This window comes from Pseudocitrobacter cyperus (assembly GCF_039889165.1).
Classification (GTDB): Bacteria; Pseudomonadota; Gammaproteobacteria; order Enterobacterales; family Enterobacteriaceae; genus Pseudocitrobacter; species Pseudocitrobacter cyperus.
Window position 1 is genome coordinate 1,152,209 of the sequence record NZ_JAYMYY010000001.1, and the last position, 12,616, is coordinate 1,164,824.

14 protein-coding genes are annotated in these 12,616 nt (G+C 52.8%); 6 read left to right on the forward strand and 8 right to left on the reverse strand.

Going from position 1 to position 12,616, the window contains the following annotated elements; genetic code table 11:
* Positions 1-17: 17 nt before the first annotated feature.
* A complete protein-coding gene (locus tag VSR74_RS05590; RefSeq protein ID WP_347793796.1) occupies positions 18-392 on the reverse strand; it encodes an inner membrane protein YbjM in 375 nt (124 codons plus the stop codon).
* A 274-nt stretch (positions 393-666) separates the two neighbouring features.
* On the opposite strand from VSR74_RS05590, the gene VSR74_RS05595 reads away from it, so the two are divergent.
* Positions 667-2,352 carry an aspartate:alanine antiporter gene (locus VSR74_RS05595; protein WP_347793797.1) on the forward strand — a complete coding sequence of 562 codons (1,686 nt, stop codon included), beginning with the start codon at positions 667-669 and terminating at the stop codon, positions 2,350-2,352.
* A 160-nt stretch (positions 2,353-2,512) separates the two neighbouring features.
* Here the strand turns inward: VSR74_RS05595 and VSR74_RS05600 are convergent, their stop codons facing one another.
* A complete protein-coding gene (locus tag VSR74_RS05600; protein WP_347793798.1) occupies positions 2,513-3,061 on the reverse strand; it encodes a TetR/AcrR family transcriptional regulator in 549 nt (182 codons plus the stop codon).
* Between the two features lie 75 nt (positions 3,062-3,136).
* Here VSR74_RS05600 and VSR74_RS05605 point away from each other — a divergent pair, with 75 nt between their 5' ends.
* Positions 3,137-4,345, forward strand: coding sequence for an MFS transporter (locus VSR74_RS05605; RefSeq protein WP_411914226.1), 1,209 nt, complete (start codon positions 3,137-3,139; stop codon positions 4,343-4,345).
* Positions 4,342-5,154, forward strand: coding sequence for a Cof-type HAD-IIB family hydrolase (locus VSR74_RS05610; protein ID WP_347793800.1), 813 nt, complete (start codon positions 4,342-4,344; stop codon positions 5,152-5,154). Before VSR74_RS05605 ends, VSR74_RS05610 begins: the two co-directional genes overlap by 4 nt.
* 35 nt (positions 5,155-5,189) lie before the next feature.
* On the opposite strand, the gene VSR74_RS05615 is transcribed toward VSR74_RS05610, so the two are convergent.
* Positions 5,190-6,422 carry an MFS transporter gene (locus VSR74_RS05615; RefSeq protein WP_347793801.1) on the reverse strand — a complete coding sequence of 411 codons (1,233 nt, stop codon included), beginning with the start codon at positions 6,420-6,422 and terminating at the stop codon, positions 5,190-5,192.
* A gap of 266 nt (positions 6,423-6,688) precedes the next feature.
* On the opposite strand from VSR74_RS05615, the gene ybjG reads away from it, so the two are divergent.
* Positions 6,689-7,297, forward strand: a complete 609-nt coding sequence (ybjG, locus tag VSR74_RS05620; RefSeq protein ID WP_347793802.1) for an undecaprenyl-diphosphate phosphatase — start codon at positions 6,689-6,691, stop codon at positions 7,295-7,297.
* Between the two features lie 69 nt (positions 7,298-7,366).
* A complete protein-coding gene (gene deoR, locus VSR74_RS05625; protein ID WP_347793803.1) occupies positions 7,367-8,125 on the forward strand; it encodes a DNA-binding transcriptional repressor DeoR in 759 nt (252 codons plus the stop codon).
* Between the two features lie 71 nt (positions 8,126-8,196).
* Here deoR and VSR74_RS05630 read toward each other — a convergent pair whose 3' ends face one another.
* The 3 genes from VSR74_RS05630 to dacC form a co-directional block, all read right to left on the reverse strand.
* On the reverse strand, positions 8,197-8,409 hold the full coding sequence (locus VSR74_RS05630; RefSeq protein ID WP_347793804.1) for a hypothetical protein: 213 nt from the start codon (positions 8,407-8,409) through the stop codon (positions 8,197-8,199).
* Positions 8,406-8,618 carry a DUF4177 domain-containing protein gene (locus VSR74_RS05635; protein WP_347793805.1) on the reverse strand — a complete coding sequence of 71 codons (213 nt, stop codon included), beginning with the start codon at positions 8,616-8,618 and terminating at the stop codon, positions 8,406-8,408. Before VSR74_RS05635 ends, VSR74_RS05630 begins: the two co-directional genes overlap by 4 nt.
* Positions 8,619-8,795: 177 nt before the next feature.
* Positions 8,796-9,998, reverse strand: coding sequence for a serine-type D-Ala-D-Ala carboxypeptidase (gene dacC / locus VSR74_RS05640; RefSeq protein WP_347793806.1), 1,203 nt, complete (start codon positions 9,996-9,998; stop codon positions 8,796-8,798).
* A 240-nt stretch (positions 9,999-10,238) separates the two neighbouring features.
* Here dacC and VSR74_RS05645 point away from each other — a divergent pair, with 240 nt between their 5' ends.
* The gene (locus VSR74_RS05645; RefSeq protein ID WP_347793807.1) at positions 10,239-10,865 is read left to right on the forward strand and encodes a glutathione S-transferase family protein; all 627 of its coding nucleotides are present in this window, start codon (positions 10,239-10,241) and stop codon (positions 10,863-10,865) included.
* A gap of 46 nt (positions 10,866-10,911) precedes the next feature.
* Here VSR74_RS05645 and VSR74_RS05650 read toward each other — a convergent pair whose 3' ends face one another.
* Together VSR74_RS05650 and VSR74_RS05655 are read right to left on the reverse strand one after the other, a co-directional pair.
* Positions 10,912-12,024: a PQQ-dependent sugar dehydrogenase gene (locus VSR74_RS05650; protein ID WP_347793808.1), complete on the reverse strand. Its 1,113-nt coding sequence runs from the start codon at positions 12,022-12,024 to the stop codon at positions 10,912-10,914.
* Between the two features lie 108 nt (positions 12,025-12,132).
* Positions 12,133-12,516: a biofilm formation regulator BssR gene (locus VSR74_RS05655; RefSeq protein WP_347793809.1), complete on the reverse strand. Its 384-nt coding sequence runs from the start codon at positions 12,514-12,516 to the stop codon at positions 12,133-12,135.
* Positions 12,517-12,616: the final 100 nt, after the last annotated feature.

A 12,616-nucleotide genomic window follows, 5' to 3' on the forward strand; every position in this document is an offset into this window, starting at 1 on the left:
CATCAACAGGGTGGGCGTCAGGCATTACGATTTTTCAGCCGTAATAGCGCAGTCACAAACAGAAAGCACAGCGCACCCAGCGCGCACCAGAACACCGCACTGAATAACCACGCCAGCTCCTGCCAGAACGAACGCTCAGAGTAGAAAAACAGCCGCATCATCACCAGACACAAAGGTGCCGCAAGGATCGCCCCGACCAACGGCCGCAACAACCGTCTTCCAGGAGAGATAAAGCTCGCCACCGCGCCGGGGATCAAAAAGAACAATAACCCCAGTTCAGGCGCACCAGAGGCACGAAACGCCCCTTTCATGTGCAACAGCAATGAAAAGAAAACCACGATAAAAAGCAGGAAACAGCAGATCACGCCGGTCCAGCCGCGTTCAGATCTCAAAAGATCCTCCTGAAAAATTCTCTATCAAACTCAACATTTCACCCGTCGGGCGCCCAGTCAGATAAAGCATCTGGCATTCCGTGCCAAAACACTTAAGTACAAAAAGCGATTGTTGCTAGCCGAAGTGATAAGGAACGATTAAACTAACGGCTTCAATTTTTTGGTTATTTTGTAGGTACAGAACAGAGGCATTTACGCGGCTGTCTGAACCAAAACATTAGACTAAATAACCATCTCTTTCAACAAGTTACTGGTAAACAAGAAGTTAGTCTCCGTGAATATAAACGTCGCAGATTTGTTAAATGGGAATTACATCCTGTTATTATTCGTGGTGCTGGCACTTGGCCTTTGCCTGGGGAAATTACGTCTGGGTTCCGTTCAACTCGGTAATTCTATTGGCGTTTTAGTCGTCTCCCTGTTATTAGGCCAGCAGCATTTCAGTATTAACACCGATGCGCTCAATCTCGGCTTTATGCTGTTTATTTTCTGCGTTGGCGTAGAAGCCGGGCCTAACTTTTTTTCAATTTTCTTCCGCGACGGCAAAAATTATCTGATGCTGGCGCTGGTGATGGTCGGCAGCGCGCTGCTGATCGCCCTGGGTCTGGGTAAGCTGTTCGGCTGGGACATCGGCCTGACGGCGGGCATGCTGGCTGGCTCAATGACGTCGACGCCAGTGCTGGTTGGCGCAGGCGATACGCTACGCCACTCAGGGATGGAACCCGGGTTGTTGGCCATTGCCCAGGATCACCTGAGCCTCGGCTACGCCCTCACCTATCTGATTGGCCTGGTGAGCCTGATTGTTGGCGCGCGCTATCTGCCTAAACTGCAACATCAGGATCTGCAAACCAGCGCCCAGCAAATTGCCCGTGAACGTGGGCTGGATACAGACAGCAACCGTAAAGTCTATCTCCCGGTTATTCGCGCCTATCGCGTTGGCCCGGAACTGGTGGCGTGGGCTGACGGCAAAAACCTGCGCGAACTTGGGATCTACCGCCAGACCGGCTGCTATATCGAGCGCATCCGCCGCAACGGTATTCTGGCAAACCCGGACGGCGACGCTGTTCTGCAAATGGGCGACGAAATTGCCCTCGTCGGTTATCCGGACGCCCACGCGCGTCTCGACCCAAGCTTCCGTAATGGTAAAGAGGTCTTCGACCGCGACCTGCTCGACATGCGCATCGTGACTGAAGAGATCGTCGTTAAGAACCACAATGCCGTCGGTCGCCGCCTGGCACAGCTCAAACTGACCGACCACGGTTGCTTCCTTAACCGCGTGATCCGCAGCCAAATCGAAATGCCTATCGACGACAACGTCGTACTGAACAAAGGTGACGTCCTTCAGGTCAGCGGCGACGCGCGACGCGTGAAAACAGTTGCCGATCGCATCGGCTTCGTCTCTATTCACAGCCAGGTCACCGACCTGCTGGCCTTCTGCGCCTTCTTTATCGTTGGCCTGATGATCGGCATGATCACCTTCCAGTTCAGCAACTTTAGCTTTGGCATCGGCAACGCCGCGGGCCTGCTGTTTGCCGGCATCATGCTCGGTTTCCTGCGTGCAAACCATCCGACTTTTGGTTACATCCCGCAGGGCGCGCTGAATATGGTAAAAGAGTTCGGCCTGATGGTGTTTATGGCAGGCGTCGGCTTAAGCGCAGGCAGCGGTATCGGCCATAGTTTGGGTGCCGTCGGCGGGCAGATGCTGATTGCCGGGCTTATCGTCAGCCTGGTTCCGGTAGTGATCAGCTTCCTGTTTGGCGCATATATCCTGCGAATGAACCGCGCCCTGCTGTTCGGCGCGATTATGGGCGCACGTACCTGTGCACCGGCAATGGAAATCATCAGCGATACAGCCCGAAGCAACATTCCTGCGCTCGGCTACGCCGGAACCTACGCCATCGCTAACGTATTGTTAACCCTGGCAGGTACGCTAATTATCATCATCTGGCCTGGGCTAGGATAATTCTTAGACTTAATTGTTTAGAAAAATTTTTGGGGATACAGAGAACTTTTCGCATAAGCGTCAGTCATAACTTATGCCACTGCTTTTCTTTGATGTCCCCATTTTGTGGAGCCCATCAACCCCGCCAGATTTGGTTCAAGGTTGATGGGTTTTTTGTTTTCTACATCCCCTCTCCCGCAATCCGCCCCACCTTCTCCCGTATCTGCGCCTTCGTCAGCGGCTGGCGGTCGGTGACGAAATGCAGCGTCATGCCTTCAATAAAGGCATCCAGCGCGCGGGCGGTGGCCGGGTCGAACCACTGTTCCAGCGTTTGCTGGCTGCGCTGCATCCAGTTTTGCATTACGCCTTTTAAGGCGGGTCGGTTGCTGGCGAAAGCATACAACTGATACATCAATGTCATATTACGCGGCGTCGTCACTTCACTGCTGAAGATAAGCTGGGTGATGGCGTCACAGGCCTGCGCTCGGTTCTCCACTTTGCGGAAAAAGTCGCGATACTCCTGCGACATACGCTCGGTAAATACGGTGAATGCCTCCACCAGCAGCGCCTCAATGCCGTCGAAGTAATAGGTCATCGAGCCCAGCGGGACGTCCGCATAACTGGCAATCTTGCGGTGCGTTACCGCGCTGATACCATGGGCAGAAATCGTTTCCAGCGTGGCGTCCAGGATATGTTCCCGACGCTGCGGGTCGTTGGGTCGGCGAGCCATATTTCTCCTCGTTTGTTTATGTACAAATGTACATAGCCTTGCTAGTGTTGTCGCATTATTTCTTTATTTATGCGAATGGATAACCACGTGACGCCCCGCAAAGCCCTTCAGTTGCGCATGTATGCGCTGTTTATGTTCTTCTTTTTACCGGGTTTACTGATGGCTTCCTGGGCCACGCGCACGCCTGCTATCCGCGATATTTTATCGCTGTCGACGGCTGAAATGGGCATTGTGCTGTTCGGGCTGTCGGTCGGGTCGATGAGCGGTATTCTGTGTTCAGCCCCGTTAGTGAAGCGTTTTGGTACACGTAAGGTGATCCGTACCACCATGTCCTGCGCGGTCATCGGGATGTTTATTTTAAGCATCGCGCTCTGGTTCAGCTCCGCCTGGATCTTCGCGGCCGGCCTGGCCGTATTTGGCGGGAGTTTTGGCGCAGCAGAAGTGGCGATTAACGTCGAAGGGGCGGCCGTAGAACAGGAGATGCAAAAAACCGTGCTGCCGATGATGCATGGTTTTTACAGCTTCGGCACCCTGGTGGGCGCAGGTGTCGGGATGGCGCTTACCGCCTTCGGTTTGCCCGCCATGTTGCACATCGGGCTGGCGGCGTTAGTGGGGATTGCCCCCATCGCCATTGCCATTCGGGCGATCCCGGATGGGACAGGCAAAAACGCCGCCGATGGTACGCAGCATAACGAAAAAGGTGTCCCTTTCTGGCGTGATATGCAGTTGATGCTGATTGGCGTGGTTGTGCTGGCGATGGCGTTCGCCGAAGGTTCTGCAAACGACTGGTTGCCGTTACTGATGGTTGACGGGCACGGTTTTAGCCCAAAATCCGGTGCGCTGATCTACGCCGGTTTCACACTGGGGATGACCATTGGGCGTTTCACCGGCGGTTGGTTCATCGATCGCTACAGCCGTGTAACGGTCGTCCGCGCCAGCGCGCTGATGGGTGCACTCGGCATTGCGCTAATTATCTTTGTGGATGTTGACTGGGTAGCGGGTGTATCGGTCATTCTGTGGGGGCTGGGCGCATCGCTGGGCTTCCCGTTAACGATTTCCGCGGCCAGCGATACCGGCCCCGATGCCCCGACGCGCGTCAGCGTGGTGGCCACGACAGGTTATCTTGCATTTCTTGTCGGGCCGCCGCTGCTGGGATTCCTCGGTGAACATTACGGTCTGCGCAGCGCCATGCTCGCGGTACTGGCGCTGGTACTGGTTGCTGCCCTGGTCGCACGAGCGGTCGCCAAACCTGAACCCAACGTTGTGATGGAGAATAATGGATGAGTATTAAACTAATTGCAGTCGACATGGATGGCACCTTCCTCAGCGATACAAAAACGTATAATCGCGAGCGCTTCCTTGATCAGTATCAGCGTATGAAACAACAGGGGATCCGCTTCGTCGTCGCCAGCGGTAACCAGTACTATCAGCTCATCTCTTTCTTCCCGGAGATAGTCGATGAAATTGCTTTCGTTGCCGAAAACGGCGGCTGGGTCGTCGACGCGGGGGAAGATATCTTCAATAGCAGTATCCCTTCACGCCACTTCCGGGATGTAGTCCGTTTTCTGCAAACCCATACTGAACTGGAAATCATCGCCTGTGGTAAACAGAGTGCCTATACGCTGAAAAGCTATAATAATGGGTTTAAAGAAATCGCCGCTCGCTACTATCATCGTCTTGAACAGGTCGATAACTTCGACAATATTAACGACACTTTCCTCAAGTTTGGCCTCAACGTACCCGACACGCTGGTGCCTGAGATGCAAAAACTGATTCATGCGGAAGTGGGCGATATGCTCACCGCCGTCACCACGGGTCACGGCAGCATCGATCTTATCGTTCCGGGCGTCCACAAAGCGAACGGGCTGCGACTGCTTCAGGCGCGCTGGGGAGTGGATGACAGCGAAGTGCTGGCCTTTGGCGACAGCGGCAATGACATTGAAATGTTGCAGCAGTCCGGTTACGGCTTTGCGATGGCCAATGCTTCCGACGTGGTGAAATCCGTCGCAAAATATCGTGCGGCGCATAATAACGAAGAAGGCGTACTGGACGTTATTGAAAAAGCACTTAACGGTGAAGCGCCGTTCGCCTGAAAGATGCCCGGCAGAATAGCCGGGCACAGATATGATTACGGCTGGTTGCTACTACCTACGTTCCGATCCTTAAGAAAGAACACAACCGCCACCAGCCACAGCACGCCGTTCGCCAGGTTAAAGAGGCTGAACAGGCCATTTCCGCCCTGCAGGTACATATGCTTGCTCAGTTCAATGCCGACAGTAAAAATCAGCATCTGCAACATGCCCATCGCCGCAGAGACGGTGCCTTTACTCATATCGCTTGCAAATAAGGTCAAACGCACCAGCCCCGCATTTGCCACACCAATACCAAATGCATAAACACTCAGCCCCGCCGTCATCCACAAATAGGCGTGGGAGGAGACCACCGTTGCCGCCGCAGCAAGAATGAGCCCGGCCATAATCGGCCAGCCGCCCATGATGATCAATGAACGCACGGAACGACGTGACGTCAGGCGCGCGAGTGTCAGATTACCGGCAATCAGCGCGCCGAAAATAGGCACCTGCAACAGGCCGTACTCATAACTGCTGGCCTGCTCGCCGCTGATAATAATCACCGGCGACTGCGCAATCCACGCCAGTAGCGGCAGGCTGACGAACCCCGTCGCCAGCGCCCCGGCGAGGAAACGTCCGTTCTTCAGCACCTGCGCATAATCACGCCCCAGCTCACCCAGAGAGAGTTTTTCACCAATACGTGTCGCCGTTTCCGGCATTGCGCGGAACAAGCCGCCAAAAGCGACAACAGAAAGTAGCGCGAACAGCACGAACATGCCTTCCCACGGGGCAACATGAACCCACGCCGCCCCGACCAGCGGGCCGAGTAGTGGCGCAATCAACGCCACGTTCGCCATCAGCGCGGTGATTTTAATACAGGTTGCTTCGTCGAAGGATTCCTGAATCGCTGCGTAGCCCACTGCGCCGATAAAGCACAAGCTGACTCCCTGCAGGAAACGCAGGAAAATAAACTGTTCAATGTTCTGCACCAGCAGCGTGGCAAGACAGGTGACGATAAACCAGACCACGCCGGTTAACATCACCGGACGACGGCCAATACGATCCGACAGCGGCCCAAGCAGCCACTGTAAGAACATCCCACCGGCCATATAGGCTGTCATCGAGGTGGGAACCCACTCATTGCCCGCATTGAATTGATCCACCACAGCCAGCATGCCCGGCTGGATCATATCGTTGCCGATATAGGTAGAAAATTCGTACAGCACCAGACAGAGCGGAAAAAGCAGCGCCTGACGGCCCAGACGTTTGCCGGAAAGAGAGGTATGACTCATTGCGAATAGCTAACTCAGTATAAAAGAGGCGCAGTTTAATCAAAGCCACGTAGTGACGATAGTAAATTATCGCTCACACGTAATATTTTCGCACATTTTCACTCGTTTAAGGTTTGCTTAACCTTGCCTGCGTATACTGAGGCAAATTCAAAGAGTTAGTTTAAATTGCTCGCAAGCGCCGGTGGAATTAAGACAATCCCCCTTTACCGCTGCGGTTAAGCTTTTTAAGGTATCGGTCATTAATCTGTCATAAAAGTCTGGATGTTATGCTGGAAACCCTGAATCACGAACTCTTTGCGCTGATTAATGCCACGCCGGCTTCAGCGCAATGGCTGATAGCCCTCGCGACCTTTATCGCCCGCGACCTCATCTCAATCGTCCCCTTTCTGGCCGTTGCGCTCTGGCTATGGGGGCCGAAGCAGCATGTCTGCGCGCAGCGCCAGTTGGTGGTAAAAACTGCGCTGGCGATTGCCGTCAGCCTGACGCTTTCATGGGTTATCGGTCATCTGTTCCCGCACGATCGCCCCTTTGTCGAGGGCATGGGTTACAACTTCCTGCCCCATGCGGCAGATGATTCTTTCCCAAGCGATCACGGCACGGTGATTTTCACCTTTGCGCTGGCATTCCTGCTCTGGCATCGTCTGTGGTCTGGCGCAGTACTGATGGCAATTGCCTGCGCGATTGCCTGGTCGCGCGTTTATCTGGGCGTTCACTGGCCGATGGATATGCTCGGCGGTTTCATCAGCGGGCTTATTGGCTGCCTGACCTCACAGATGCTCTGGCACCGTTTTGGCGCACAAGTATACCTGCGTCTACAATCGCTCTATCGCATGCTGTTTTCCCTGCCCATCCGTAAAGGCTGGGTGCGTGACTAAGCCGTCAGGCGCAGGTAATATGGCAGGCTGACTCCGGCGCCCTGCCGGAGCTGGCCCGGTAGAGGAAACATGGAAACACGACGCGACGATCGGATTGGTCAACTCATTCAGGCATTAAAGCGCAGCGATAAACTGCATCTTAAAGAAGCCGCAGCACTGCTGGGCGTTTCAGAAATGACGGTTCGCCGTGACCTGAACAGCCAAAGCGGGCCTGTCGTGCTGCTTGGCGGATATATTGTTCTTGAGCCGCGCAGCGCTTCACATTATCTGTTAAGCGATCAAAAAACGCGTCTGGTGGATGAAAAGAAGCGCGCGTCCCAGCATGCTGCGCAGTTGTTGAAAGCACACCAGATGGCCTTTTTTGACTGCGGTACGACGACACCGTGGATCATTGACGCTATTGATAATGAGCTGCCTTTTACCGGCGTTTGCTATTCACTGAATACCTTTCTGGCGTTGCAGGAAAAACCACACTGTAAGGTCATCCTCTGCGGCGGTGAATTTCACGCCAGTAACGCGATTTTTAAACCGCTAAGTGAACAGGATACGCTGACCCATCTCTGCCCGGATATCGCCTTTTATTCAGCGGCTGGCATCGACATTGTTCAGGGTGCAACCTGCTTTAATCTCGAAGAATTACCAGTAAAACACTGGGCGATGCGTCAGGCGCGCTACCACGTGCTGGTGGCGGATCACAGTAAATTTGGTAAGGTACGCCCGGCAAGAATGGGGGCGCTGGAGAAGTTTGATGTACTGGTAAGTGATGCAGCACCGGAACGGGCTTTACTGGATTACTGCAAAGAAAAGAATATTGAAATGGTGTGGTAAACGTGAGAGTTAGCATCATACGGATGACACCGTATGATGCTAATTACGCGTTCAGGTGACGAATAATATATTTAGTCTATATATCCATCGTCTTTCATTTTGGTGTTTTCACAATATTCTCGTCGACATAAACCGACAACCAATACCACGACATCCAGTACGCCAGCGGTGATGGATATTTTAATAAATGTCCAGCCATTAAGCGGGACGAACCATAACTGAATCAGCGCCAGACATGACCATGCCACCAAAATTACCAGACAGACAATGATGGTTTTTTTCATATGTCTCTTTCAAGAATAATGACATAAGCTTCACGCATAAAAAATAGCAGCATGCGGCGATTATCCTTTTCCATCGTCACGACTCGCCAACCCTCTTTGGCATTTTTATTCAGAAAATCACTTAATTTAACAGGATTGACTTTTGAACCACCCAGAAGCAGGCTTCCCAGCATACCCTCTTGATATATAACAGCTTTATATTCCTTCACGAGCGTCTCTCTAATAAAAATAAATAATAGTCGGAAATTCTCTTATTCACTAAAAATAAGAATGTGCCAACCTAATGGCCGTACTATTATCGGGGTGAGTCAACGAGAGACAATTTAGAAAATCTTAATGACATGTTAAGAAAAAACGGGCGAAGAATTTCGCCCGTTTTGAAGGGATTAAGAGAACCAGCTACCAAACCATTCGTGGAATTTCATCAGCACGAAGTCGAGTATCCGGTTAAAGAAACCGCCCTCTTCCACCGCTTCCATAACAATCAGCGGACGCTGTTCGATGGTTTTGTCATTCAGTTTGAAGTCGATAGTACCGACCACCTGGCCTTTGGTCAGCGGCGCGGTCAGTTGCGGTTGCGTCAGGGTATAACTGGCTTTCAGGTTCTTCAGTTGCCCTTTCGGGATGGTGATCGAGCCTGCTTCACCGGCGCCAAGTTTTGCCTCACGAGTATCGCCGTACCAGACGCGTTGGGTGATAAAAGTAGCATCCGGTTTAATCGGCGTCACCGTTTCGAAGAAACGGAAGCCCCAGGTCAGCAATTTTTCCGACTCATTAAAACGAATACGATCCGTTTTCGTGCCAAGAACCACCGAAATCAATCGCATTTCCCCCTGATTCGCGGATGCGACCAGGTTATACCCCGCCCCTGCCGTGGTACCGGTTTTCACGCCATCCACGTTCAGGCTTGAACTCCACAGCAGACGGTTACGGTTCGGCTGGCGGATGTTGTTAAAGGTGAACTCTTTCTCTTTATGAATCGCATACTCTTCCGGCACATCGTGGATCATCGCTTTGGTCAGCAATGCCATGTCGCGCGCGGTACTGAACTGCCCCGGTGCATCAAGGCCGTGCACCGTTTTAAAGGTGGTATTAGTGAGGCCAATTTTCTGCGCATAGCTATTCATCAGACTGACGAAAGAGTCCTGGCTGCCCGCCACAAAGTCGGCGATAGCGATACTGGCGTCGTTCCCGGACTGGATAATCACCCCTTTATTGAGGTTCTCAACCGAGACCTGTTCGCCAGGTTTCAGGAACATCACCGATGAACCACGTAGTGCCGGATTACCCGTCGCCCATGCGTCTTTACCGATAGTCACCATATCGGTCGGTTTAATTTTCCCCGCCTTCAGCGCCTGGCCCACAACATAGCTGGTCATGATTTTGGTCAGACTTGCCGGATCCAGCTTTTCGTCCGCGTTCCCTTCGGTCAACACTTTACCGCTGGAGTAGTCCATCAGGATCCACGCTCGCGCATCAATTGACGGCGCGTCGGGAAGTTGTTCCGCCGCCTGCACCGCAGGCGCGACAAGAAGTAAAAGAGCAGAGCCCGTCACCAGGCCACGAAGGGAAAAAGCATTACGCGTCATAAAAGCCACCCAAGTATCCATTCCAAAAAAACACGCCACTACCGTAACCGTGCTGCACCAGGCGGTGAGTAATAACGTACAAACTCTCTTAAAGAAACAGTAAGTTGGTAAAGTTTTTTAAGTTTACGCAAGATCCCGGCGATGTGCGAAAAACCTGAACAATTTTTTGATCAAGATTGCCTAACGCGCAAGTTTGAATCACCATGCTGATACGTACAAATACGAAATGCAGGGGTGGTTATGATTACGCTGTGGGGAAGAAATAACTCAACAAACGTGAAAAAAGTTCGCTGGTCGCTGGAAGAACTGGAGCTGCCTTATCAGCAGATTATGGCGGGCATGGAGTTTGGCTTAAATCACGACGCCGAATTTCTGGCACTCAATCCCAATGGGCTGGTGCCGCTACTGAAAGATGATGAAGCCGGAATTGTACTCTGGGAGTCCAATACCATCGTGCGTTATTTAGTGGCGCAGTATGGTCAGGGGCGTCTCTGGCAGAACGCCCCGGTAAAACGCGCACAGGGTGAGAAGTGGATGGACTGGGCCAATGGCACGCTTTCCCCCACACATCGTCTGATTCTGATGGGCCTGGTGCGCACTCCGCCGGAAAAGCGCGACCAGACGCTGATTGATAAGGCCATCGCCGAATGTGAACCGCTGCTGACTATCCTCGATGCTGAACTGGCGAAACACAACTGGTTATCCGGCGATGAATTTGGCGTGGGCGATATCGCCGTCGCACCGTTCATATACAACCTGCTGGAGGCCGTGAAAACCTGGCAGCCGCATCCGCATCTGACACGCTGGTATCAACAACTTGCTGAACGCCCGGCATTTCAGAATGTGGTGATGATCCCCGTTACCTGATGTCGCTCAGGTGACGAGGCTACGGGAAACGCCGCCACATCATGCGTTAATGTTGAGGACTCACTTTTAGCAACTCGCCGTCGGACTCATCGGTTAAGACATAGAGATAACCATCGGGCCCGACGCGAACATCACGGATGCGCTGTTTGCGATCGCCGAGTATCCTTGACTCCTCAGTCACCTTATCGCCCTCAACCTGCATAACAATCACTGATTCATCCTTCAGCGCGCCAATAAACAGCCTGTGCTGCCATTGGGGAAAGGTCTTCGCATCGTAAAACGCCATGCCGCTCAGTGCGGGAGATTTTTTCCAGACAAACAGCGGCGGCTCTGTTCCGGCGGCCGTTTCCCCTTTCGCTTCAGGGATAGGCAACCCGCTGTAGTTAATGCCGTGCGTCGCCAGCGGCCAGCCATAATTTTTCCCCGCTTGCGGAATATTGATTTCGTCCCCACCACGCGGGCCATGCTCGTTCAGCCACAACGCATCACTCCATGGGTTCATCGCCATTCCCTGCGGATTACGGATACCGTAAGACCAGATTTCCGGGCGCGCCCCGGGTTGCTTCACAAATGGATTGTCCTCGGGCACCTTGCCGTCTTCCGTCAGACGCACCACTTTGCCCTGCAATTTATCGAGATCCTGCGCGGTGCTACGCTGGTTATTTTCGCCAAGACCAATGAAAAGATGGCCTTTGCCGTCAAATACCAGTCTGCCACCGAAATGATTGCCGGTAGAGAGCTTCGGCATCTGGCGAAACATGACGTTAAAATCGGTCAACCGTTGGTTATCTTCGCTTAATTTACCGTAACCCACGGCCGTTCCTGCGTTACCGTTATCATCCGCTTCTGCAAAACTCAGCCAGACGCGACGTGATTGTGCAAAATCGGGCGCCAGCACAACATCCAGCAACCCCCCCTGGCCATTCGCCCACACCTGCGGCACGCCCGCTATCGGCGCAGAAAGCCCTTTTCCCGCCTGCCAGTGTCGTAACTCGCCGCCGCGTAGTGTAATCAACAGTCCGCGATCATCGGGCAAAAAAGCCAGCGACCAGGGATGATTCAGCTTGTTCTGAAGCACTTCGACATTCACCCCCGCAGCCTGAACGGAAGTCACATAAAGCAGAGAACTCAAGGTAAGAGAAAGAAAAACCCGCCGCATAGCCCACTCCGGTTGCCGCCATTGTTTGGCTTAAGGGTAGACAACGTCATTGATAATGCGGGGATTTTTACAAAACCTTTAACAGGGGGGTATCTCTCCCCCCTGAGGTCAGGCGTGCAAATGATGGGTGTGACCATTCATATTTCGAATGCTTTCACTCAACGTGGTCAAACAGCGTTCGAGCGATTCCACGTTCACGGCGATGGAGGTCGGGCAGTCATGGTGCCCGGTCATCAAACACACAGCCGCAGAAGCGATAGCCTCGCCTGCCTGCCGCAAAGCATCCCTTTCTTTTGGCGTTGCGGACTGTATCAGATGTGGTGCCTTGCTGCGCAATTCACCACATAAATCAAACAAGTTAGTACGCAGATGCTCGTTGTCGCTGACTGACATATATCCCTTCGCTTTTCTGAGTTGCAGGTAAGCGTCGAGATCGATGCGCGCATTGATGATTTTACTCACCATATTGCGTTTCAGCGTCATTACACTCATGTGATTTCCTCCCCTCCTCATCCATTTGGCATATTTATTATAAGGTCATTTTTTGTACAGAATGATGCGTGAGGTCAATAATTGAATCACGAATACGCCA